Genomic DNA, 24136 nt, shown 5'->3' on the forward strand with positions numbered 1-24136 from the left:
CAACTTAAACCGTTATTCGCTGATAAAGCCCTGCTTTTCTATTATTAATGAAAAGCAGGGCTTTTTTGTGCCGTGTGCTTTCGTAGGGCTAGAACACGAAATTCACCATTAAGGTATAAAGCTGCACGTCTTTATCTTCTTTTAGCAAGACTGGAGGGATAACAAATTGTCCGTCTTTGCCTTGTTCATATTTGTCCTGCGGCATGTAAACGCCTTGCCATTCAGCATTGAGCGATATTTGTGGCGTTACATCGTAACGTACCCCTGCGGTGACGCTTTTGGTAAAGCGACGCTCATGGCTTTGTCCATAGGTAAGATACGGGGTGAATTTATCGATATTGTACGCCGCTGATGCATACCAGTTGGTTTGCAGTTTATCGTGCTCGATTTCTGCCATGAACTGCCATTGATCCCACGAATATTCGCCGCCAAGGGTAAAGATATTCATGTGCTCTTCAGGACCACCATTTTGCTTGAATTTGGTGTGCATATAGGCGGAGTGGATACGATAGTTAAATCCGCTTAAATCAGCAGAGATACCGGCCATGAAATCGGTGTCGAACACCAATTTATACTGTCCGAGGTTGGTTTTGTTCTCACGTCCAAAACCATAAAACGGCATAACAGAAGCTGTGAGTTCATCTGATATTGAGGTATCCCAGCGGAGTGAGAAACCATCGTAGAACGTAAAGCCGAGAATACTGTCGTATACCTCTTGTGGCGGGCGCGCCCATGTATACGCTTGACCGACATAGTAATACTCGGAAGCAAGGAACAGCGGCAAACGCAGGCGGCCACCGTTAAGGGTGAGCTCGTTGATCTCATAGCTCAGGTAAGCCCATTCAACTTCAGGATCAGACCATTGGTCTTGAGGGCGTTTTACGACCTGTACTGAAGCATTAAGTGCTTCTGTAATGGTGTAATCAAGTTGCAATCCAAAAATGGTGTCACAGTCGTAACAGGTATCTTCCGTGATTTCACGGTGGATAAAGAGCGGTGCTTTATTGTTGGTTTTCGCAATAGAGGTAGAACCAAAGCCACTGATCGACAGATCGTCAGTAATGTTAATTGCAGCAAACAAAGGTAAAGGTAATGCTGACATTACAAGAAGGGGGTATTTGATTCTCATGTTTACTCTCCTTGTAAAACAGTAATCAAGATATTGGCGTTATCAGGCACTTTATTGATAGGTGCATAGGCGATGCCATTGGGGTTTTTATTGAGCCATTCGATAATGTCTTTAATGTCATCACTGTTGAGTTCTTCAGGTGGTTTCCCTTTGCCTGAGAACGATAGGCTGGCCCAATACCCGTTCATCTGTGACACCGATTTGCCCAGTAACATGTCGTAAAACTCTTCGCGGTGGATAGAAGCTTCAGGCAAATCAACCAATACAATTTTTATACTGCCGTTTAATTTTTTCGTTTTTCCTTTATAGAGCATTCTTGCTTTGCTCTTACTTAATTGCGGAATGTCCTTATTCATTGAAAATACTGCAAATTCAATATCTTTATAGGATTTCTCCTCCGCCACTGCTGTAAACGTCAAACCGATGGAAAAGCAGCTAATTATGAGCTTGGTCACAATAGGTTTTAAGTTGAGTCCATTCATCATCAATTATTTACCATTCGTATAAAAACCGTCCTAGTATTGATGATAGTTGACAAAGATGTAACTACAAATAGACATGGTGAAAAGATGTTCGGGTTCACGTTCAAGGAGAAGATATGAGCCTTCTTAACCGCATTTCCATTAAATCGAGGCTACTTGTCTTGGTTATTCTTCCCTTAGGGTTTATGAGTATTTTCGCGGGCTTAGAGATAAAAAACCTGTATGAGAATGTGAATACCTTAAATATGTTGAATAATCGTGTGGCACTAATGGGAGAGACATCACGTTTTTCATCTCAGGCACACGTGGCAAAAATAGAGTTGCAAAATGAGAGCTCTGTCACTTCAGTTAATTCGTCTTCAAACGAACTTGAAAAAATACTCGCAAATATCCGAAATTTAATTCCCCTGTCATTTTCTTCTAATGGCGTAAGAGAGGCGAATGCGATTGCGGATGATTTAGCAGATGCTGTGGCTGAGTTTTCACAAACAGGTAAAGCCGATATTTTAGATTGGTCGACCTGGTCTGATGAAACCATATATAGCGCGTTAATGACGTTAGAAAAGTCACCGCTGAATATTGAAAACAAGAAGATTGAGCAAAACCTTGGTGTGTTGTATCAACTGCAATGGTTATCGTTATGGTCGCAACAGGAAAATTGGTTCATTCGTCAATTATTACTGTCGCCTGAGATGACAGAAGATCTAAAGCCTGAATTACTGAGTGTGATCCAAAATCAGCAGCTTTATATCGATCGCTTCATTTCCATTAATGCCGACCCACAACAAATCGATCTCTTGAAAAACACCTTCGCTAATCCCGCCTTTGCTAATAGTTACATTTTGCGCGAAGCCTTGTTAGCCGGAGAGGTCTCTACCGATGAAGTGAATATTGGTTTAAAAGCGTTAGATGAGCGCTACGAATTGATCCAGTTTGTGGTCGCAGAAGTGGGTGAGCAATTGGTGGCGGAGATCCAGCAAACGATCGCCGATGCCAAAGTGAAAATGGGGCTATTAGCCGGGGCGATTTTGTTGGCGCTAGTCGTGTTAACCATTTTAGGTGTGAACCTTGCTAGCCGTATTATTCAGTATCTTGGCCGTGTTATTCGCACCATGTCGAAGATTGAAGAGTCGACCGATAACAGTATCAAAGTGCAGCAAGATGGTAAGGATGAATTTACCGTGTTTACCCAAAAGCTGAATGTGTTGATCGATGAGCGTTATCATAACCAAGCCAAAATGTTGTTAGCGAAAGAAGAAGCGGAAAAAGCCAATGTGGCGAAAAGTGCTTTCTTGGCGAATATGTCCCATGAGATCCGCACGCCGCTGAATGGGATCATCGGGATGTCTTCTATCTTATCGGATACCGATTTGAATCCATCGCAAGCGGAATACCTGCAAATTATCGAAACCTCCTCGCAAACTTTATTGCTTCTTATCAACGATATTTTGGACTTATCGAAGATCGAATCGGGCAATTTGGTGATTGCACCAACCGAATGTAACGTGCGCGAAGTGGCTTACGACACCATGTCGATTGTGACCGCTAAAGCGACTGAGCAAAATCTTGAGCTCAAAGTGGATATCGCACCTGATGTGGTTGCGCTTTCTATGGTTGATGAGCACCGCTTGCGCCAGATCTTGATGAACCTGATGTCAAATGCGGTGAAATTTACCCTGAGCGGCTCGGTGACCTTATCGATCAGTCAACAAATGCGCGATAACGGCAAGGCGGCATTACGATTTGCAGTGATAGATACTGGGATTGGGATCGCGAAAGACAAGCAAGCGCAAGTGTTTGCGCCGTTTACTCAAGAAGATGGTTCGATCACCCGACAATTTGGTGGAACTGGCTTGGGCTTAGCGATTTGTCGCCAGCTGGTGGAGTTGATGGATGGTGAGCTACAGCTTGATTCTGAAAAAGGGCTTGGTAGTACTTTCCATTTCACCATTGATGTCGATGTGGTTAAAGCGCAAGCGCTACCTGTACCGACATTACAGAATGTGAAAACGCTGATTGTCGGTAACAATGTGAGTTATGTGACAGCACTTCGTACTCACTGTGCGGAACAAGGGTTGTCAGTAGATATGGAGATGAGTTTACCAAGTCCGGTATTGGCATCGAAAAATTATGATTTGATTATTTATTGCCAAGGTGCGTTGATGCAAACCATCGATGCCGTTGCTGAAATTAAATCCATTGAAGCACCAGCAGCCGTGGTGGTATGCATGAGCCATAGCGATGAGCAGTATGACTTTGGCACTCATATCGACGGTGTACTCACCGCGCCACTGTTTGGTCGACGTTTTGTTAAAGCCACGACGCAAGCGTTGAAACGAACGGCTGACCACCGCAAGCAAGTTCAACAAGCCGCGAATCATGTTGGTGAAGCGGAATTGAATGAAAAAGATGTGGTGTTAGTCGTTGAAGATAATCTTGTTAATCAGAAGGTTGCCTCGCTGTTTCTAAAAAAAGCCGGTTATGATTTTGTGTTAGCCAATAACGGCAAAGAAGCTGTCGATGCCGTGACAGAAGGTCAGCAGTTTAAAGCTGTGCTGATGGACTGCATGATGCCTGTGATGGATGGCTTTACAGCCACGGAAGCCATTCGTGAGTGGGAAGGTAAGCATGACAAATCTCGCCTGCCAATCATTGCTCTGACAGCCAGTGTGCTAGATCAGGATATCGACAAATGCTTTGAAGCCGGTATGGATGACTATGTTGCTAAGCCATTTAAGAAAGAGATCTTGCTCGACAAGCTAGAGAAGCTTAACGAAGTGGCGTAATCACCCATAATTTGCCTTTATCTCAAGAGAAAACCGCCTATTTTCCAATAGGCGGTTTTTCTTGTTTTTGGTCTGTGGCTAAGCACGACGGTTAATGTTTATTCATTAGTTGTCATCTGTTTTGAGTTTGTTGTTAATAATGTGACTTTTTATTTCGCAATTTTGATGGTGGTCAATGGAAATTACCCCCTTATGGGTAGTATGTGGCACGTATAAATACACTTTGTCACAAAATGACACATTTTCTTGTGAGTAATAATGAAAAATAAAAAGAGAGCAGTAGCTGGCGTTCTAGCACTAGGTGTTGGGATCGGATGGTTAACCCTAGGTGGCACACATGCAGTGCTAGAAAAAACATCAAGCACAGAGTTTTGTTTGTCTTGTCATACTATGGAAGCGGCATACAAAGAATATCAAGGCTCAGTGCACTTCAGTAACACCAAAGGCATCCGTGCTGAGTGTGCTGATTGTCATATTCCAACAGATACCGTGGACTACCTAGCCACTAAGATCCGCGCGACAAAAGACATCTACCATGAATTCGTAACCGGTAAGATCAACACGGAAGAAAAATACGAATCTCACCGTGCTGAAATGGCTGAAACAGTATGGGCGCAGCTACGTGAAAACGATTCTGCAACCTGTCGTTCATGTCACGACCAAGATGCAATGGAAACGTACGACCAATCTGCTGATGCTCGCAAGATGCACGAATACGCAGTGGCAAATAACCAAACTTGTATCGATTGCCACAAAGGTGTCGCTCACCTACTTCCAGAAGCGAAGATGGATAGCAGCGCTCTTCAACACTTAGTAGAAACAGCGCAAGCGACGCCTGCGGGTACTGAAGTGGTTTACCCACTACAAGTTACGCCAATGGGTGAGTTCGGTACGATTAACCCTGCAACGCCGCTGACCGTTGTTGCTGAAAATGGCAACCAGCGTACTGTTCGTATCGACGGTTACCAAATGGCGGGTGCTGAGCAAGTAATGTACATGGGCGAAGGTAAACGTGCGGTGATCGCAATGGTATCTGAGCAAGGTCAGCAAGCACTAACTACTGGCGAATACAAAGAAGACCCATACGGTAACAAATGGCGTCCAGTGTCGCTGGAAGCGAACATTGAACAACCGGTACTAGCAAGCACAGAGCCGCTATGGGCTTATGCAGAGCAGCTAGATAATGTGTACTGTTCAACGTGTCACGCCAAAATCCCAGGTCACCACTTTACAGTGAATGCTTGGCCATCAGTTGCGAAGAGTATGGGCGACCGTACTGCGATTTCTGCTGAAGACCTAGAAATTCTGACTAAGTACTTCCAATACAACGCTAAAGACGTTGTTGGTCACTAATAACTATAAGGATAAAAGTGATGGCTACTATTTCTCGTCGTAGTTTCTTAAAAGGCGCAGGTGCAACTGCGGGTGCTTTGGCTATTTCTAATGTAACGGCAATGCCTGTTTACGCGAATGAGCGTACAGGTTCGGCTGTTTTAACAGCACAGCGTTGGGGCGCGATGCTGGTTGAAGTAAAAGACGGCAAAATCGTATCGTCTAAAAATGCTCTGCCACAAACAGTTGAAAACAGCCTGCAATCAACAGCCGCAGATCAGGTTCACACTAAAACACGTGTTAAGTACCCAATGGTACGTAAAGGCTTCCTTGAGAACCCAGAGCAACCAACAGGTAAACGCGGTGATGATGAATTCGTTCGTGTAACTTGGGATCAAGCGTTAAAGCTTATTCGCACTCAAGAAGCACGTATTCGTGATGCTTACGGTCATGAATCGGTATTTGCTGGCTCGTATGGTTGGCGTTCAAGTGGTGTGCTTCACAAAGCGCAAACTCTGCTTCAACGTTACATGACCATGGCTGGCGGCTACACCGGTCACTTGGGTGATTACTCAACAGGTGCTGCGCAAGTGATCATGCCACACGTTATGGGTTCAATTGAAGTTTACGAACAACAAACGACTCATGATGTAGTACTTGAAACCAGTGACGTAGTTGTACTTTGGGGTTTGAACCCACTGAATACGTTGAAGATTGCTTGGTCGAGCACAGATGGTTCGGGTCTAGAGTTTTTCCATAAGCTGAAAAAATCAGGCAAGACCATTATTGCAATTGACCCAATGCGCTCAGAAACCATCGAATTCTTTGGTGAAAACGCACAGTGGGTTGCACCGCATCCAGGTACCGACGTAGCAATGATGTTGGGTATTGCTCACTCGCTTGTGAGCAAGAAGCAACATGACGTTGAGTTCTTGAACAAATACACCGCAGGTTACGATAAGTTTGAAGCTTACCTACTTGGTCAAACGGATGGTGTTGAGAAAACGCCTGAGTGGGCATCTGCTGTTTGTGGTGTACCTGCGAAGCAACTAGAAATCTTAGCTGATATCTTTAGCAGCAACCGTACCATGCTAATGGCTGGTTGGGGTATCCAACGTCAGCAATACGGTGAGCAAAAACACTGGATGCTAGTAACGCTAGCTTCGATGCTGGGTCAAATTGGTTTACCTGGTGGTGGCTTTGGTTTCTCTTACCACTACTCGAACGGTGGTAACCCTACACGTGATGCTGGTGTATTGCCTGCGTTGTCAGCCGCGATTGGCGGTGTGGGTGCATCTGGTGCACGCTCTGCAACAACAGGTACATATAACTTCCCTGCTGCCCGTATTGTAGAAGCGTTGGAAAACCCAATGGGTACTTACCAGCACAATGGTCATGAGAAAACCTTCCCTAACATCAAGATGATCTGGTGGGCTGGTGGTGCAAACTTTACTCATCACCAAGATACCAACCGTCTGATCTCAGCATGGCAAAAGCCTGAGCTGATTGTTATTTCTGAACCATACTGGACGGCGGCTGCTAAGCACGCAGACATCGTACTGCCAATCACTACATCGCTTGAGCGTAACGACTTAACGATGACGGGTGACTACTCGAACCAGCACCTTGTACCTATGAAGCAAGTGGTTGAGCCGCAGCACGAAGCGCGTAATGATTTCGATGTATTTGCTGACATGGCTGAGCTATTAGAGCCAAACGGACGTAGCATTTACACCGAAGGCAAAACGGAAATGGAATGGCTAAACGGCTTCTACAAAGAAGCACAGAAGATTGGTCGCCAGAACCGTGTTCCTATGCCTAACTTCACGCATTTCTGGAAACAAAACCAGCTTATCGAAATGAAGTGGAACGCTGAGAATGCCAAGTTTGTTCGTCATGCTGAGTTCCGTAAGGATCCAATCCTTAATCCACTGGGTACACCAAGTGGTAAGATTGAAATCTACTCGAAAACCATTGAAAGCTTTAATTACCCAGATTGTCCACCGCACGCAAGTTGGATGGCGCCAAAAGAGTGGGTTGGTGCTGCGAAAGAGGGTGAGCTACAGCTGATGACATCACACGCAGCGCATCGTCTCCATAGCCAGTTGAACTACGCATTGATTCGTGAGCAATACGCAATCGCTAATCGTGAGCCGATCTCTATTAATACTCAAGATGCAAAAGCACGCGGTATTAAGACAGGCGATCTTGTTCGTGCTTATAACGATCGTGGCCAGATCTTGGTGGGTGCATTGGTAACAGACGGTATCAAGCAAGGTTCTGTGTGTGTTCATGAAGGTGGCTGGCCGGATATGGAACAACAGCATGGCCTATGTAAGAACGGTGCATGTAATGTGTTGACTCAAGACATCCCTAGTTCACGTCTTGCGAATGGTTGTGCTGCGAACTCATCTTTGGTGAGAATTGAGAAGTACACTGGTGAGTCGTTAACGCTAACCGCGTTCATGCCACCAAAGAATGGCTAAGACAGAATGAATGACACCTAAGCAAATCTTGGGTGTTTTTCATACAAAAGAACGATCCGAGAGGGCATTGTCCTCTCGGATTTTTTTATTGCCGAGATTTCCGCTGTTTTGTGTGACAAAAGAGATTGGCAAGATCGCCTGTCATCTTGTGAGAGATCTCTTACAAGATAGTGAGAGAATCCTAGAAAAATCGCATTGTTATTTCTGCATATATTCATCATTTTATTTTAAAACAACCACTTAACTTTAAATTATTAAAATTGATTAATAGGATAAAAAGAAATGTGATCAAAAGCTGTTGTTTAGAATCTGAAATCAAGTAATCTTTACCTCGTCGGAAGGAACTGACGGAACGGAACAGGAACAGACCAAGGATTTGGTAGCCTCAGGAAGAGGGCGGTAGGTTAGGATGACTTATCGAACAGGGACTGTGAAGGGATAACTGAATGGATTCAGTGGAGTAAATAGGAAATTTACTCGTCAGGATGACAAATGGAACACTTCAGGATGAAGTAGGGACACCTCCAGGAAGGAGAAGAGAGTCGAGACAGGACGAATCGACGGGTCAAGGATTGATCGGTAGGACATCTCTAGGATGGAGAGATAAAGGACTAAGCTGACGGATTCAGCGTGTTCATGGAATGATGCAGGGAGCACCATAGTAGCGGGATTGCTGCAAGTAAGACCTAAGGGCGCGACGTAAGTCGCGCCCGCTCTTTTTTGGGCGCTAGGAAAATCAGAATAAGCCTTCCAATTTACCTTCTCTGTTTGTATTGATTAACTCGCCAGCACTTCTGGTTTGCGTTTGGCACTCGCGATTAGCATATAGATCGCGGTTGCTAGGTAAATCACGAAGAAAAACGCGGTTAAGCCGTCTTCGGTTTTCATGAATTTATCCGCAACTAATGGTCCTGTCGCAGAGCCTAAGCTGTAGCTAAATAGCATTACTTGAGTGGCTGCCACAATGAAGCTGCTGTCTAGATCATCACAAGCTAATGTGATGGCGATAGGGTAAAGCGCGAACGCAGACATACCCAGTAGTGCCAACATCGCTAGCATTATGTTGAAGCTGTTATCGAAGTGAATGATCCCCATAGCAAATACACCCACTAACGATGCCATCGCCATCAATAAAGACTTGCTCACGCGAGTCGATAGCCAGCTGATCACTGGCTGGATCAACATCCCACCCAAAATAATTGCCGCCATTAACAGGCTGATTTTGTCATTGCTGATCCCAGATTGTTGCAGTGACAATGGCATCAAACCGTAAATTGAACCCATCAAAATGCCTGACACTAAGCAGCCTATCAGCGCGGGTTTGCGTAGCTGGCTGATTTGGCCTAATGACATGCTTTGTGGGTGCGAGAGTGCTGGCTGACCTTGCTTAAATAACAAAGGTGGCAGCATTGCACAGCAAAGTAACGCCAAAATTGCGATAAACGGTTCAAAGCCTGAAGTGCCGACGGTTGAAATACCGAACTGCCCTAGGGTTGTACCGCCGTATAGCGATGTCATGTAAAAGCCAAGGCGTTTCGCACGTTCTTTTTTATCGCCAATCAATAGCCATGACTCGATCACCACAAAGATCCCTGCGACTGCAATGCCGGCAATAAAGCGCGCAAACAGCCACACTTGCTGTGAAGGTAATAGTGGCATGGTGATCACTGTGAGTGCTAATAGCGCCACAAAGCCAATAAAAGCAATGCGGTGGCCGATACGCGCCACGATCGGCTCGATCAGCAGTGATCCAAGCAATAGACCACAGTAGTAACTACTTGCCAACCAACTCACTAAATCCTGACTTAACTTAAACTCATTGGTGATCAATGGAATAAGGCTCATCAAGTAGCCAGAAGCGATAGCAAAAATAGTTAGGCCGGCAACAGGCACAAAAGTACCTCCGCGACGGCTAATAGTAGTGGTATGTGTCACTACCGTGATCTCCAGTCGATAGATTAATGAAGTTAATACCAGCGAATAAACTGGTATTGATATATGCGTTAGTTAATGAAATCTGCGGGTTTGCGAAGGCGTACAGCCAGTAAGAACTACCGCTGAGGTCGCCGAAAATGTGGGCAGAATTCGTTAGATGGCGCGACTATATCGCAAAAAATACAAAGGTAAAATGAGAAAAAATAATGCGAAAAGTCATCAAAATTAATGGCTTTAATTGTGGCTTTTGGATGCTTAGTGCTAGATGGTGTTTATATTGCGATTAATTTAATTTGTGTTTTTATGGCGTTGAAAAATAACAGGTAAAATTTATTTTCCTTGTTCTTTAACCAACTTTTAACAGCGAAATGTTTCGTGTTGGAATGATTTATTAGGAGCTTGGTGTTGCTGAAAGCGAAGCCTGAGTGTTTTAGATGCTTAAAATTATTTTCTGCAACGATCAAAATCGAGTGTTGACCTGTCTATAACTCTACAGTTTATGATGCAATTATCGCGATGAAGACAAGGCACGGCTGTTTGTCTATCTGTAATAGGGAGCAATGATGTACCGAATATCACAACTGGCTGAACTAGTAGGGCTATCTCGAACGACTTTGCTCTATTACGAAAAGATCGGATTGATAAAAGGTCAGCGGCTAAAGAACGGTTATCGCAGTTATAGCGAAACAGATCTTCAGCGATTGCGATTAATGCAGCGCTTGCAAGCGGGGGGACTGACCTTAAAAGAGTGTCAAGCTTGCCTAAATGCCAAAGTGGAACGCGAGGTATTGGTTGAGCGTCTGCGGCAGTTGGATCACGAGATCGAGCAAAAACAACAATCTCGCCAGTTATTAGCGGCTTTGCTTGGCGAAACACCACTTACCGAATGGCATGAATCTTTGGATGAAGTCGCGCCGGATGCCCACTTGAATTGGTTGATGACACAAGGATTTAGTGAGAAAGAAGCCTTGCACTTACGTTGGTTATCAAAAGATATGAATACACATGAAACTTACATGGCGGATTTCTTCCGCGTATTTGAAGCCCTAGAGTTTTGGGGACCGGGATCTGAGCAAGACACACTAAAGGCGCTTAGCCTGTTACCTTTTCAAGCTAATGAAATATTGGAAATCGGCTGTGGGCAAGGCATTGCAACTCGCACCTTAGCAAAACATGCGCATGTGACCGCAGTCGATAACGATGAGCCATCTTTGCAACGCTTGAGAGGTAAAGCTCAAGCACTTGGCTTAAGTGACAAGATCACCACTGTGTGCGCCAGTATGACCGAACTGCCATTTGCGGAAGGCACGAGCAAGCTGATATGGGCAGAAGGCAGTGCGTACATTATGGGGGTCGAGAGTGCACTCCAAACATGGCGCCCTTTGTTAGCTCAAGATGGCATCTTAGTTTTGAGCGATATGGTGTGGAGCACTCAAACGCCAAGCGAAGACGCTGTCACTTATTGGCAGAAAGAATACCCAGATATCGGTAGCGTTGAAAAGCGTATTGCGCAGGCGAAAGCGGCAGGTTATCGGCTGTTAGAGACTTTCCCTATCAGCCAACAGGCGTGGGATAACTACTACCATCCTTTAGAGCAACGCGTACAGAGCTTGAAAGCTGAGATGCTAGCATCTCAAGTATTAAAAGATATCCAACAAGAGATAGACATGGTTAAACGCCGAGGTAATGAAGTGGCGTATCAGATGTATATCTTACAAAAAGATTGATAGAAAAATGAACCAAGCAACGAATCAGAATATTCAAAAAACAAACAACCTACCTCCTCAATACGAGAGAGCGGTTTATCACAAAGACATGCATAACGACATGGTCGCACTATTTACCCAAACCTTCTCTGATTCAGAGGGAGAAGCGGAAGGTAAAACCATTGGCTCGCTAGTCAGCGACTTGTTGAACACAACGCTAGAGCAAGACTTACAAGGTTTTGTCACTAAGCAAGGTGAACGCTTGATTGCGGGCGTGTTGTTTACGCCACTACGCTTTGAAAATGGTGAAATGGGTTACCTATTGTCACCAATGGCAACCTTAACTGAGTACCAAGGCAAAGGTATAGGACAAGCGCTGATTAACTTTGGTCTTGAACACCTCAAGCAACAGGGTGTTGAGTTGGTGTTTACCTATGGCGATCCTAATTTCTACTCGCGCGTTGGCTTCCAGCAAGTGACGGAAGCACAATTTAAAGCACCGCATTCCTTGAGTTATCCGCACGGTTGGCTAGCGCAATCACTGACTGGTGAGTTGACACCAATCGAAGGCACATCTTCTTGCGTGCAAGGTTTGGATAGTCCTGCGTATTGGTAACGCGTGAAGCTCCGGTCATTGGTTGACCTAATTTGAACGAAAGAGCCCCTTTGCGATGAACTTGTAGAGGGGCTTTTTATTGCTCTCTACTAGTGCGGAGGTAGGAATTATTTCATGATTTGCTTCTCTCTGATGGAACAACCATTTTAGTGTAAGGTTTACTTAGCTTTACTGATATTGACATGGCTTTACACCTAGTGAGTTAGAGTAAAGTATCGTTAGTTTGAGTAACCAATCATGAAAACAATCCGCAATATCATCTGGGCAATGATCGCCGTGATGTCCGTATTATGGTTTGCGATGGAGCCGCAGCTTTTCTCTTCTAGCAATGTCTTTGAATGGCGATCTGCCATGATTCAATATTCAGGCATTCTGTCTTTGATGTTGATGTCGATCACCATGGTGTTGGCGATGCGTCTGCCTGTGGTTGAAAACTGGCTACATGGCATGGACAAAGCGTATCGAGTGCACAAATGGTTAGGTATCAGCGGTGTTGCATTGGGTATTGCGCACTGGCTTTGGTATCAGGTGCCGAAATGGTTGGTTATGTCGGGAGTATTGGCGAGACCAGTAAAACACACGGGAGCAGGACCTGCTGGTAATTTGTCTGGCATTGAAGCTTGGGTTCGTGGTTTACGTGAGTTTGGGCAGAGCCTTGGTGAGTGGGGTTTCTACTTGCTGTTGGTATTGTTGGCGGTTTCTTTGTGGAGTGCGATAAAGTACAAACCATTCAAACTCTCTCACCGTTTGATGTCGGCTGCTTATCTACTTATTGCTATCCATTCCGTGCTGTTGTTAAAACACGCGTACTGGGGTGAGCCTGTTTACTACATTACGGTCGCCTTTGCAGTCGTAGGTTCGATCGCTGCGCTTTACAGCTTATTTGGTTTGGTTGGGCGTCGAAATAAACACTCCGCTATGGTGACTTCTACACGTTACTTCCCACAAGCAGAGGTGATGGAGTTAGTTTTAGAACCAGATACGTCTTGGCAAGGGCATAAAGCTGGGCAATTTGCCTACTTACGTTTTGGTGACGAAGATGCGCATCCATTTACCATCGTATCCGGTAGTGAAAGTAACGAACTGCGTTTCTTAATCAAGGAGCTGGGTGACTTTACCACTGGGCTTTATGAACGAGTGCGAAATGGGGACGCAGTAACGATAGAAGGCCCCTATGGTCGTTTAGCATTTGATTTAGATAAACCGCAAATTTGGGTTGCTGGTGGGGTAGGTATTGCTTCTTTCTTTGCTGCTTTGGAAGCATTAAAAACGAAAGCGAGGAACAATAATGTTCATTTGTTTTACTGTACGCGTGGTGTGGACAGCCATTTAGTTGATGAACTGTGGCACCTTGCTCACCAAGAAAACGTCAGTTTGCATGTGATAGATACACTGAAGTCGCCTCGTTTGAATGCAGAACGTATTGCCGCACAATGTGGTCATTTGAATCAGTATGAAATGTACTTCTGTGGACCTGAAGCGTTCTCAAAAACATTGAAAAAAGAGCTAGAGGCGTGTCAATTTAATATCGAAAGAAGCTATCACGAAGAGTTGTTTGTGATGAGATAAAAAGTGATATTGGCTTAGATAGAAAGGAGCTGAATGATTAGCTCCTTTTGCATTTTAGAGTAAAATTTACAGCGTAATCTTTTTCGTCATTCCCGCTTCCGCATGACCTGGAATGTTGCACGCAAACTCAATTTTGTTGTCACCGTGGAAATGCCACAACATCTGTTTTGCTTTACCTGGCGCAACAGTGACTGCGTTGCCTGAATCATGCATATGATCGCCACTCATGGTCTTCATCATCTCGCGGTGCTCTAGCTGTTCTTTTGCCGAACCAATCGTAAACTCGTGGTTGATCTTACCTGTATTCATCACCACAAACTGCACCACATCGTTTGGCTCAATTTTGACATCTTTTTTGAACTTGATGGTCATGTCATCACCCAAGATGACGTGTACCACTTTGTCTGGCTTTGCCCCTTTTGCTGGCATACCAACGGCCGACATGCCCGGCATATCCATCATGTTTGAGTGGTCCATTTTGCTGTGATCCACGTTTGAATGATTCATGCTGGAATGGTTCATCTGGCTGTGGTTCATATTCGAGTGATCCATTTGTGCAAAAGCGGTCGTTGTTGTTAGGGCTAGAGTAAGCGTGATTAGTGTCTTTTTCATTTTTATATCCTTGTTTTAATTCATTAATAATTCGGTATTTTCCCCTCAAAACCGAGTGTTTGAGAGGAAGGTAGGGATTAAGCCTTGTTGCCAGTTTGCGTGCTTGTTTGACCAAGAGTTGAGTTATCCGGGCGCAACTCGCGTTGCTTCCACAGCTTGAAGATGGCAGGAAGTACCAACAGCGTCAGCAGCAGCGCCGATGCCATACCACCAATCATTGGTGCGGCGATACGTTGCATCACTTCTGAACCAGTACCTTCGCCGTACATGATCGGAATCAGACCAATAATGACCGTTAGTACCGTCATCATTACGGGGCGAACACGTAAGCCTGCACCTTCGCGAATGGCATCGGTTAGGTCTTTCGCCTCAAGTTTCAGTTGCTTCTCTTCCGCATCGAGCTTTTTGTAGTGCCACGCTTGGTTGAGGTAGACCAGCATGATGACGCCAATCTCAACCGCGACGCCAGCTAGGGCAATAAAACCGACCCCAACGGCAATCGAGAAGTTGTAGTTGAGGATATGCATGAGCCACAAGCCACCGACCATAGCGAGCGGTAGGGTAAGCATGATGATCATCACTTCGCCGACACGACGGAAACTGAAGTAAAGCAGCAGCATAATGATGGCGATGGTAATTGGTACCACGACACTCAAGCGGTCTTTCGCACGTTCCATGTATTCGTATTGACCAGACCAAGCCAATGAGTAACCCGCAGGAAGCTCCAACTGATCGGCCACGACTTGCTGTGCTTCCACGACGTAAGAACCAAGGTCACGACCATCGATGTCGACAAACACCCAGCCGTTTGGACGCGCGTTTTCCGTCTTGATCATCGGAGGACCGTCTTCGTAACGAATGTCCGCTACATCAGCCAGCGCAATACGAGCGCCATTTGGTGTCACCAATGGTAGGTTTTGCAGTTTAACCACTGAATCTCGGTAGTCTTGTGGGTAGCGAACGTTGATTGGGTAACGCTCCAAGCCTTCAATGGTTTCACCCACATTCATGCCGCCGACCGCAGTGGAGATCACCTGCTGAACGTCTTTGATGCTCAAGCCGTAACGCGCTGCGGCACGACGTTTAATGTCGATCGTGACATAACGACCACCCGCCACACGTTCCGCATAAACCGATGCCGTGCCTTGTACGCCATTAAGAATTGGCTCCAACTGAGAGCCGATCTTCTCAATCACTTTCAGATCGGGTCCGGCGATCTTAATGCCGATAGGGGTTTTGATGCCCGTTGCGAGCATGTCGATACGCGTTTTGATCGGCATTACCCAAGCGTTAGTAAGACCAGGGAACTGAACCAGATTATCGAACTCTTTGCGCAGTGACTCGGTTGTTACCCCTTCACGCCATTGATCGTGCGGTTTCAACTGAATCACGGTTTCAATCATGGTGAGTGGCGCTGGATCGGTTGCGGTCTCAGCTCGACCAATCTTGCCCCATACGGTTTTCACTTCTGGAACGGTTTTGATCAGCTTGTTGGTTTGTTGTAGAAGCTCGCGCGCTTTACCAATCGAGATACCCGGGTAGGTCGTTGGCATGTACATCAAGTCGCCTTCATCCAGCGGCGGGATGAACTCGCTGCCCAGTTTACTGGTTGGGTAATAAGCCGACGCCATTAGACCTAATGCAATAACAATCATGGTCTTAGGGTATTTTAGGCTGGTATTCAACAGCGGGCGGTACAACGCGACCAAGCCGCGGTTAACCGGGTTTTTGTGTTCCGGTAACACTTTACCGCGGATGAAGTAGCCCATAAGAACAGGGACGAGTGTGATCGCCAAACCTGCTGCCGCTGCCATGGCGTACGTCTTAGTGAACGCAAGCGGCGAGAACATCTTGCCTTCTTGGCCTTCTAAGGCGAACACAGGCACGAAGCTCAGAGTGATGATCAGCAATGAGAAGAACAGCGGTGCGCCGACCTCTTCAGCGGCTTTGCCAATCACTTGCCAGCGGTTTTTGTCGGTCAGTGGCGTTCGTTCAATGTGCTTATGAACGTTTTCAATCATCACGATTGCGCCATCCACCATGGCACCGATGGCAATCGCAATACCACCCAAGGACATGATGTTGGCGTTGATGCCTTGCCAATGCATCACGATAAATGCACTAAGAATGCCGACCGGTAGGCTCAGAGCGATAACCAATGAAGAACGAATGTGGAATAAGAATAAGGCACACACAATCGCAACCACGATGAACTCTTCAGCAAGCTTCTTCCATAGGTTTTCTACCGCTGAATCGATAAGGGTAGAGCGGTCGTAGGTTGCCACAATTTCCACGCCCTCGGGTAGGCTGCGTTGTAGGTCTGCGAGCTTGTCTTTGACTTTCGCAATCACTTCACTGGCGTTTTCGCCAAAGCGCATCACGATAACGCCACCCACGGCTTCACCTTCGCCATTCAGTTCTGAAATTCCACGGCGCATCTGTGGACCAAGGTTAATGTCTGCGATGTCACCCAATAGCAACGGCGTGCCTTTCTCAGTGACTTTGAGAGGCAGTGATTTGATGTCTTCGATGCTGGTTAGGTAACCCGTGGTACGAACCATGTGCTCGGCTTCCGCAACTTCGATAACGGACGCGCCGGTTTCTTGGTTGCCGTTTTGGATTGCCATGTTCACTTGTTGCAAAGTGAGGTTGTAAGCACGCAGCTTGGCAGGATCAATCTGCACTTGGTATTGCTTCACCATACCACCCACGGTAGCGACTTCAGAAACGCCATCCACGGTTTGCAATTCGTACTTCAAGAACCAGTCTTGCAGGCTGCGAAGATCCGCCAAATCATGCTGGCCGGTTTTGTCTTGCAGTACATAGCTGTAAACCCAGCCTACACCAGTCGCATCAGGACCTAGGGTTGGTTTTGCGTTCGGCGGCAGCTTGGGCGCAACTTGGCTTAAGTACTCCAGCACGCGTGAACGTGCCCAGTACATGTCGGTATCATCGTTGAAAATGATATAAACGTAAGAGTCACCAAAGAAGGAATAACCACGAACCGTCTCAGCACCCGGCACAGCAAGCATGGCGGTGGTGAGAGGGTAAGTGACTTGATCTTCCACTACTTGAGGGGCTTGACCCGGATAGCTGGTTTTGATGATCACCTGAACATCGGAAAGGTCTGGGATCGCATCAACAGGGGTGTTCTTTACACTGTAAAGTCCGCCGAAAATAAGCGCTAAGGTCGCGATCAACACGAGGAAGCGGTTGCTCAGTGACCAACGAATAATAGCATTGATCATAATTAACCCTCGACCGCTGTTGTTGCAGGAACTAGCTGTTTAAGAACGTAGTCAGAGCCTTGCTTTTCAACTAGAAACCGAACTTTCTGTCCTTCTTCAAAACCTGATAAATCCACGTCTTCACCCACCGAGAAGTTCATCTCGCCCGCATCCCAGTTCCATTCGGTTACTGGTAGGTGGTTTAAGGTGATCATGCCAAAGTCGGGCATCAGCATGGTGATGTCACCAGTTAGCCAAACTTCTGTCGCAATGACGCTGTTGTCAGCTGTGCTTTTTGATGAATGGAAGTTGATGATTTGGTACTGACCAGATTCTGTTTTCTGCATTTCAAATTCGATAGCCTGACCTTTTTTCAAGTCACCCATCTCGACGCCATCGGCGAAAGTAAAGTTCATCACCATGCCAGGCCAATCCCATTCTGGTACGGGCTGGTGGTTGATGGTCAGCATACGGTGATCTTTCATCACATCCGTGATCTCACCTTTGGCCCATGCCGTTTCTGCTGCCGCTTCTACACCATTGATGCGAGATAGATCCGCCGACTGGCTTGATTCAGAATCGAGCATGAAGTGAGATGAAGTAACGATCTTATCGCCTTTTTTAAGTCCTTGTAATACTTCGATTTGATCGCCAGCTTCACGGCCAACTTCAATTCGAGCTGAGCGGTATTTGCCATTACCTTCAGCCAGAACGACGCGAGTCATACCACCAGAGCGAATAACAGATGATTTAGGAATCGTTAATACCGCATCGTCAGTGACAGGCTGCAAGGCAATATTGGCGAACATGTTTGGCTTCAATGCGCCATCTGGGTTAGGGAATTTAAGACGCACACGCAACGTACGTGTTTTCGGATCAAGGATTGGGTACACGTAATCTACGACACCTTGCCATTCATTGCCCGGAATCGCGTCAAGGGTCATCGTGGCTTGAGAGCCGGCTTTCATCCAATGTGCTTGACGCTCAAAGACTTCCGCATCAACCCAAACATTGTCTAAAGGACCAGCACTGATCACCGCTTGAGCAGGGGACAAATAGCCACCTTCACGCACGTTTAAGCTCGCGATAACGCCATCAGCAGGTGCTTTAATTTCAATGGTTTGGGATGCTTTGCCACGACGAGTAATGGATTGGATTTGGGCACGATCAACACCAAGCGTTACCAAGCGCTCGGTCGCCCCTTTTACAAGACCTTTGCGGCCAGTGCGGTACGCATTTAGCAATTCTTCTTGTGCTTTAACCAGTTCTGGAGAGTAGAGCGTGAACAGCACATCGCCTTTTTTCACTTTCTCACCTACGGCATTGATGGAAAGTTTTTCTACCCAACCCGCCACACGAACGTTGGTTTGCCATAACAGACTTTCATCAAAGGCAATATAACCAACGGTTTCGATGCGTGGTGATAGCTGCTGTAGTGTCGCGTTTGCGGTTTTAACCCCAAGGTTATTTTCAACTGAAGGGTCGATAGTCACTGTACCCGGTGCGTCTTGTTCACCGGATAGGTCTTCTGCGTAAACTGGAATCAAATCCATGCCCATGGGGGATTTACCCGGTTTGTCACGTTTGTAATTCGGATCCATTGGGGCAACCCAATAGAGCGGTTCATTAGAGCTTGCAGCAGACTCGCCACCCGTTGCACTCATGTCGTGAGTCGACCCCGTCAGAAAATGATTAGCACCAACCCCGAAAGCACCACCGACAATCAAAGCGATAGTCGCAATTTGAAATTTATTCATTATGTAATCCAATTATTATTTAAATTCAGACAGTTGTGGTTTTTCCACTTGCAAATCGAAACCACCGAGTAGGGCGGCTAAGTTGCTGTTTGCGATGTTTAAATCCGTGATTAGGCGTTGCTGCTCTAACTGGAGCGCTAGCTCGTCTGTGGTTGCGGCAATGACATCGTTAAACTGTGCTGTGTTGTTTTGATATCCCCGCTCAACAGCTTGAATACGCGCGTTGGCTTGGGGTAATAAGGTGGATTGATAACGAGTGAGACGCTCGGTTAAGTTGCTACGATCTACCAGCAAAGTATTTACCTTGGCGTTCATTTGCGTCAGTAAGGTGTCTTTTTGTGACTGAGCAGCCCCGACTTGATATTGCGCGGCGCTGACGGTTCGGTCTTGGCGGTTATCTGTAAACAGTGGGATGTCCATGGTGAGGTAGGCGCTCACCAAATCTGAAGCGGGTTCCCCCATCATGTTGTTGGCTTGTCGGTTGGCATACATGACTTCGACGCCAAATTGCGGGGTATAGGCTTGTTCGGCAATCTCCACCTGCGTTTTGTTGGCAGAAATGCTGATATCGGCCATTTTCACCATAGGGTGCAGGCTGAGTAGCTGGTAGTGCTGAGTGGAATGATTGTTGGTCGCTAGCTTGTGATTTAGCGTGTCCCAGTTTAGTTGATTGCTGGTGGTGAGCACTTTGTTGTTCGATAACCATTCTGTCCCGAGCCAAGCTGAACCTAACCATTCTGACAATTGCGAGATTAGGCGACGCTGCATTTGTGCATTGGCTTGTAGTTTTTCGTCTAGCTTACTGACTTGCAGCTGGGCATTAAGCAGATCTTGTGCCTCACTCTTACCGATTGAATAGTTGGTTTGAATGAAGTTTTCCATTTCCTTCATGAGCTTACGGTTCTCAAGTAGGATTTGTTCAGCTTGTTGTTGGTAACCAAGTTCCAACCAAAGTTGGGTCATGCTGTTCGCTACTTCCAATTCTCGCGCATGAACTTGAAGTGAAAGACCATCAGCTTGTTGATTGGCTTTCTTTTGTTGTAACTCAAGCGTTGAGCCACGCTCGAATTGCTGCATCAAGCCCACGGATATATTGGTCATAGGGTCTTGATCGAACTTAAAGCTATCGACAGGCAGACCACCAAAACCCACTTTCAGTTTGGGATCCATCAGGGTTGCGCTGGCAATGCCCGTTTCGCGCATGGCTGCTGATTGCGCGGAATATTGTTTGCGATTGCCATCGTTAGTGAGGGCAATCGCAATGAGCTGAGCGAGCTGTTGGCTTGCTTGATTGATGGCTGGCTGAGTCGGTTGTTCAGTCGCCGCAGCAAGGGTTGGGAGTGCAACCATAACCAAAGCGCACGCAGGGGCGACACAGTGATGTGGTTTTAAATCCATAATCTAAATCCAGTATTGCCGGATCTCTGGTTGGGATGATCAGATTCGAGTCTTTGCTTGTTTATAAGCTGGTCAACCAAGATTCGGCGCAATAAAACAACCTACAACACGTACTCGTGTATTGCAGGATCGAATTCTTAGATGGATTTAAGCTATTGGTGGGCGGAACAAGTCACGGCTGACTTGGACGACAGGGGATATTTGCTCAGGAGTGACTGACGCGCGCTGTTCAATGGGGGTAGTGCGATTATCAGGAATGGGTAAAGGGGTGAAGACTATCGAACAAGCCGCAGTACAGCAGGTATGCACCATGCTGGTGCTACCACCACAATTCATGTTGGTTTCTGCTTGTGGGCTAGTTTTGACATGGTGGTCATTGATGTCGTTTTCGGCTGATAAGGCGAGGTCTGTCATATTAGACATACCACAAGGTTCGCTATGATCCATCATGGATTGCCCATGACTCATCATGCCTTTAGACATCATTTCAATGTTCATCAGCGGGGCACTATTAACAACGCTAGAGATGAGAAACATCAGCGAAGTCAGCAGTGTTAACCAAATTGTATGCTTAGAGTTGTGACGCATACCTGATCTCTGTGGATGAACGAAAACTTATCGACCAAAGTGATCTCAAACTAGAAGTAGATGACTTTGATCTCAACAGATAGACAACGGAGCGTAAAGCCTCCCCTTAGGGTAAGGTCAACGGCATTGTTGTTATCTCATCGGTTATCTGGGTGAATTATAATCAATTTTAGCTCTGGATGAAGAGAAAGGAAGGAAAGCACTATGCTCAAACATGAGACGATTAATTATTTAGAGTTTCCGGCAAAAGATTTGGCTGCAACTAAGGCGTTTTTTAGTCAGGTGTTTCATTGGTCGTTTGAAGATTATGGTGATGAATACTCGGCTTTCTCTGAGTCAGCTAATGGGCAATCTGCAACCGGTATGATGGGCGGCTTTTATCAAGCAGATTTGATGAGCACTACAGCCAAAGGTGGGGCATTAGTGGTGTTGTACAGTGAAAAACTGGAACAAACCCAAGCTAAGATAGAACAAGCGGGGGGCGCTATTGTTCGTCCTATTTTCTCTTTTCCGGGTGGTCGACGCTTCCACTTTATTGAACCGAGTGGTAACGAATTTGCGGTGTGGTCAGATAGAAGCTAATCAAGGCTCAAGATAAATAGATGTGGTTGCTGAACATTAATAAAGAAAAGTCAGTGCCAACTCAAAGCACTGACTTTTTAATGCTAATCGAGATTAACGAGACTCATCATCAAACTGTTTGATCAGCACTGAAGTATCAGCTCTGCTGTAACCACGTTGTTGTAACTTGGCATAGCGCTCATCGACTTGTTTCGCAAGTGGTAGCTCGACATTGAGTTTGTCAGCGGCATCGAAACAAATGCCTAAGTCTTTGCGCATCCAGTCGATGGCAAAACCAAAATCAAATTCATTGTTCGCCATTGTGGCTGCACGGTTTTCTAGCTGCCATGAACCTGCCGCGCCATGTTTTAGCACCTCGGTCATCTGAGCAATATCAAGCCCTGCGGATTTGGCTAAAGTGATAGCTTCAGAAAGCCCTTGCAGTACACCCGCGATACAAAGTTGGTTTGCCATTTTAGTGATTTGACCGTAGCCAACATCGCCCATAAACGTGGTTGCTTTTGCAAAGCAGGCCATTACAGGTTGTGCTTGCTCAAATACAGCTTGCTCGCCACCCACCATCACAGTTAAGCAGCCGTTAACGGCACCTGCTTCACCGCCTGATACTGGTGCATCTAAAAAGTGAGCACCTGCTTCTTTGGCGGCTGCCGCCATTTCACGCGCCACTTCTGCCGATGCAGTGGTGTTGTCGATTAACACAGCCCCTGCTTTTACGTTTGAGATAATGCCATCAGCACCCGTGTAGACATGGCGGATATCATCATCGTTACCCACGCAAGTGAAGACATAGTCAGCATCTTGTGCTGCGAGTGCAGGAGTGAGTGCCATCTTTCCTTGATATTGCGTCATCCAACGTTCAGCGGTTGCTGTGGTGCGGTTAAATACCGTTACCTGATGCCCTGCATTGGCTAAATGTCCAGCCATTGGAAAACCCATAGTGCCTAAACCAATGAAAGCGATCTTGTATGTTGCCATGTCTCACATCCTTTATTGTCATTGCTATTGTTCCCCTTAGCACCATGTTCAGGTATTCAAATACTTGAGTGAGCCGCTAGGGTAAATCGGGTCTAAGCATCTTATACCAATCGAGCCCTATCGTTGACCCTGCAATGGTGAATTTATAACGATTTTTCTTTTTTAATTCGTCAGCTAGAGCCGAGAAGATTTAATTATTCATTTTGCAAAAATATTCGCTTGTAACAGGATGAAAGCGAACTTATGATGTGTGAGCTTGTTAAAACTATGAGTTGTAATCTTGTCCCGCTTTATCCGAATTATTGTGATGATGTTTTGTCTGTGTGTTGGTGTGTTTGCGCATGCTGACGAATTGCGCACGACTGAAACATGGTCAACGGTCGGTAATGTAAGCGCAATGTCATCGCTAACGAATCATCCGTTGGCGCAGCAAGTTCATGACTCATTAACTCAATCGACACCAAGCGATTCTGAGGGGATAGGTTTCCCATTAGCCGATTGCCAAATTAACTTGGCGAAAGTTAATAATCGTAAAACGTCTGATGAGCAAGATAATCACTCTCACACTGGTGATATGTATCACTACCATTTCGGTATGATCAGTACTTCGCGTTATAGCAGTATGTTGCGTGATGATCCCGAAACTATCGATCCGGGTTACCAACTCGCGATTGAAATTCCTATTGCGCCTGCCTTGCAGTTTATGATCGGCTACCAGTCTCCACTTAGTCCTACTTTGGATTGGATGCTGAGTCATGTGTCGTCATCGTCGCGTCTATCGGGCTGGAAAGAGTCCAACCTCACTCATACTCAATATCAACACCGTCTATCCCTTGCTTAAGGTCATCTGATGCCTGTGCAATAAGAGGGATAGGGTAAACGCTATCTCACCTTTTTCATTGTCGGTATCGACCTTATCTACCTATGGCTTGATTGCTTTTGCTATCGATTGTTTG

At 46.1% G+C, this 24136-nt stretch carries 17 protein-coding genes; 8 read left to right on the forward strand and 9 right to left on the reverse strand.

What is annotated here, in order from left to right; translation table 11 throughout:
* Nucleotides 1–88: 88 nt before the first annotated feature.
* Together A3K86_RS19150 and A3K86_RS19155 are read right to left on the reverse strand one after the other, a co-directional pair.
* A complete protein-coding gene (locus A3K86_RS19150; RefSeq protein ID WP_068335178.1) occupies nt 89–1129 on the reverse strand; it encodes a porin in 1041 nt (346 codons plus the stop codon).
* A gap of 2 nt (nt 1130–1131) precedes the next feature.
* The gene (locus tag A3K86_RS19155; RefSeq protein WP_068335181.1) at nt 1132–1614 is read right to left on the reverse strand and encodes a hypothetical protein; all 483 of its coding nucleotides are present in this window, start codon (nt 1612–1614) and stop codon (nt 1132–1134) included.
* A gap of 113 nt (nt 1615–1727) precedes the next feature.
* Between A3K86_RS19155 and A3K86_RS19160 the strand changes: the two genes are divergently transcribed.
* The 3 genes from A3K86_RS19160 (at nt 1728) to A3K86_RS19170 (ending at nt 8215) form a co-directional block, all read left to right on the forward strand.
* Nucleotides 1728–4397, forward strand: coding sequence for a hybrid sensor histidine kinase/response regulator (locus A3K86_RS19160; protein WP_068335184.1), 2670 nt, complete (start codon nt 1728–1730; stop codon nt 4395–4397).
* 258 nt (nt 4398–4655) lie between these two features.
* Nucleotides 4656–5750: a NapC/NirT family cytochrome c gene (locus tag A3K86_RS19165; RefSeq protein ID WP_068335187.1), complete on the forward strand. Its 1095-nt coding sequence runs from the start codon at nt 4656–4658 to the stop codon at nt 5748–5750.
* A gap of 20 nt (nt 5751–5770) precedes the next feature.
* A complete protein-coding gene (locus tag A3K86_RS19170) occupies nt 5771–8215 on the forward strand; it encodes a molybdopterin guanine dinucleotide-containing S/N-oxide reductase (RefSeq protein WP_068335190.1) in 2445 nt (814 codons plus the stop codon).
* Between the two features lie 777 nt (nt 8216–8992).
* Here the strand turns inward: A3K86_RS19170 and A3K86_RS19175 are convergent.
* Nucleotides 8993–10150, reverse strand: coding sequence for an MFS transporter (locus A3K86_RS19175; protein WP_107270245.1), 1158 nt, complete (start codon nt 10148–10150; stop codon nt 8993–8995).
* 563 nt (nt 10151–10713) lie between these two features.
* Here A3K86_RS19175 and A3K86_RS19180 point away from each other — a divergent pair.
* The 3 genes from A3K86_RS19180 (at nt 10714) to A3K86_RS19190 (ending at nt 14041) form a co-directional block, all read left to right on the forward strand.
* Nucleotides 10714–11877: a MerR family transcriptional regulator gene (locus A3K86_RS19180; RefSeq protein WP_068335193.1), complete on the forward strand. Its 1164-nt coding sequence runs from the start codon at nt 10714–10716 to the stop codon at nt 11875–11877.
* 7 nt (nt 11878–11884) lie between these two features.
* Nucleotides 11885–12472, forward strand: coding sequence for a GNAT family N-acetyltransferase (locus A3K86_RS19185; protein ID WP_084406685.1), 588 nt, complete (start codon nt 11885–11887; stop codon nt 12470–12472).
* A gap of 237 nt (nt 12473–12709) precedes the next feature.
* Nucleotides 12710–14041, forward strand: coding sequence for a ferredoxin reductase family protein (locus A3K86_RS19190; RefSeq protein WP_068335196.1), 1332 nt, complete (start codon nt 12710–12712; stop codon nt 14039–14041).
* A 66-nt stretch (nt 14042–14107) separates the two neighbouring features.
* Here A3K86_RS19190 and copI read toward each other — a convergent pair whose 3' ends face one another.
* From copI to A3K86_RS19215, 5 genes are all read right to left on the reverse strand, one after another.
* Nucleotides 14108–14653, reverse strand: coding sequence for a copper-resistant cuproprotein CopI (copI, locus tag A3K86_RS19195; RefSeq protein WP_068335198.1), 546 nt, complete (start codon nt 14651–14653; stop codon nt 14108–14110).
* Nucleotides 14654–14730: 77 nt separating this feature from the next.
* Entirely contained in the window at nt 14731–17901 is a 3171-nt protein-coding gene (locus tag A3K86_RS19200) for an efflux RND transporter permease subunit (RefSeq protein WP_068335201.1), read from the reverse strand.
* 2 nt (nt 17902–17903) lie between these two features.
* Nucleotides 17904–19637, reverse strand: a complete 1734-nt coding sequence (locus tag A3K86_RS19205) for an efflux RND transporter periplasmic adaptor subunit (RefSeq protein ID WP_068335204.1) — start codon at nt 19635–19637, stop codon at nt 17904–17906.
* 15 nt (nt 19638–19652) lie between these two features.
* The gene (locus tag A3K86_RS19210) at nt 19653–21035 is read right to left on the reverse strand and encodes a TolC family protein (RefSeq protein WP_068335206.1); all 1383 of its coding nucleotides are present in this window, start codon (nt 21033–21035) and stop codon (nt 19653–19655) included.
* Nucleotides 21036–21182: 147 nt separating this feature from the next.
* Entirely contained in the window at nt 21183–21623 is a 441-nt protein-coding gene (locus A3K86_RS19215) for a hypothetical protein (RefSeq protein ID WP_068335208.1), read from the reverse strand.
* A 204-nt stretch (nt 21624–21827) separates the two neighbouring features.
* On the opposite strand from A3K86_RS19215, the gene A3K86_RS19220 reads away from it, so the two are divergent.
* Complete coding sequence (locus tag A3K86_RS19220) at nt 21828–22205, forward strand: VOC family protein (protein ID WP_068335209.1); 378 nt, start codon at nt 21828–21830, stop codon at nt 22203–22205.
* A 93-nt stretch (nt 22206–22298) separates the two neighbouring features.
* Here A3K86_RS19220 and A3K86_RS19225 read toward each other — a convergent pair whose 3' ends face one another.
* A complete protein-coding gene (locus tag A3K86_RS19225; protein WP_068335212.1) occupies nt 22299–23180 on the reverse strand; it encodes an NAD(P)-dependent oxidoreductase in 882 nt (293 codons plus the stop codon).
* Between the two features lie 280 nt (nt 23181–23460).
* Here A3K86_RS19225 and A3K86_RS19230 point away from each other — a divergent pair, with 280 nt between their 5' ends.
* Nucleotides 23461–24021: a hypothetical protein gene (locus tag A3K86_RS19230; RefSeq protein WP_146145592.1), complete on the forward strand. Its 561-nt coding sequence runs from the start codon at nt 23461–23463 to the stop codon at nt 24019–24021.
* The last annotated feature ends 115 nt before the right edge of the window (nt 24022–24136 follow it).

Origin of the sequence: Photobacterium jeanii, from assembly GCF_001650345.1 — a bacterium.
Taxonomy (GTDB): Bacteria; Pseudomonadota; Gammaproteobacteria; order Enterobacterales; family Vibrionaceae; genus Photobacterium; species Photobacterium jeanii.

Coding starts and splice junctions, on each gene's coding strand:
- A3K86_RS19210 (WP_068335206.1), bottom strand. CDS start 21,035: ATGGATTTAAAACCACATCACTGTGTCGCCCCTGCGTGCGCTTTGGTT.
- A3K86_RS19150 (WP_068335178.1), bottom strand. CDS start 1,129: ATGAGAATCAAATACCCCCTTCTTGTAATGTCAGCATTACCTTTACCT.
- A3K86_RS19165 (WP_068335187.1), top strand. CDS start 4,656: ATGAAAAATAAAAAGAGAGCAGTAGCTGGCGTTCTAGCACTAGGTGTT.
- A3K86_RS19170 (WP_068335190.1), top strand. CDS start 5,771: ATGGCTACTATTTCTCGTCGTAGTTTCTTAAAAGGCGCAGGTGCAACT.
- A3K86_RS19185 (WP_084406685.1), top strand. CDS start 11,885: ATGAACCAAGCAACGAATCAGAATATTCAAAAAACAAACAACCTACCT.
- A3K86_RS19200 (WP_068335201.1), bottom strand. CDS start 17,901: ATGATCAATGCTATTATTCGTTGGTCACTGAGCAACCGCTTCCTCGTG.
- copI (WP_068335198.1), bottom strand. CDS start 14,653: ATGAAAAAGACACTAATCACGCTTACTCTAGCCCTAACAACAACGACC.
- A3K86_RS19205 (WP_068335204.1), bottom strand. CDS start 19,637: ATGAATAAATTTCAAATTGCGACTATCGCTTTGATTGTCGGTGGTGCT.
- A3K86_RS19190 (WP_068335196.1), top strand. CDS start 12,710: ATGAAAACAATCCGCAATATCATCTGGGCAATGATCGCCGTGATGTCC.
- A3K86_RS19155 (WP_068335181.1), bottom strand. CDS start 1,614: ATGATGAATGGACTCAACTTAAAACCTATTGTGACCAAGCTCATAATT.
- A3K86_RS19215 (WP_068335208.1), bottom strand. CDS start 21,623: ATGCGTCACAACTCTAAGCATACAATTTGGTTAACACTGCTGACTTCG.
- A3K86_RS19160 (WP_068335184.1), top strand. CDS start 1,728: ATGAGCCTTCTTAACCGCATTTCCATTAAATCGAGGCTACTTGTCTTG.
- A3K86_RS19220 (WP_068335209.1), top strand. CDS start 21,828: ATGCTCAAACATGAGACGATTAATTATTTAGAGTTTCCGGCAAAAGAT.
- A3K86_RS19225 (WP_068335212.1), bottom strand. CDS start 23,180: ATGGCAACATACAAGATCGCTTTCATTGGTTTAGGCACTATGGGTTTT.
- A3K86_RS19180 (WP_068335193.1), top strand. CDS start 10,714: ATGTACCGAATATCACAACTGGCTGAACTAGTAGGGCTATCTCGAACG.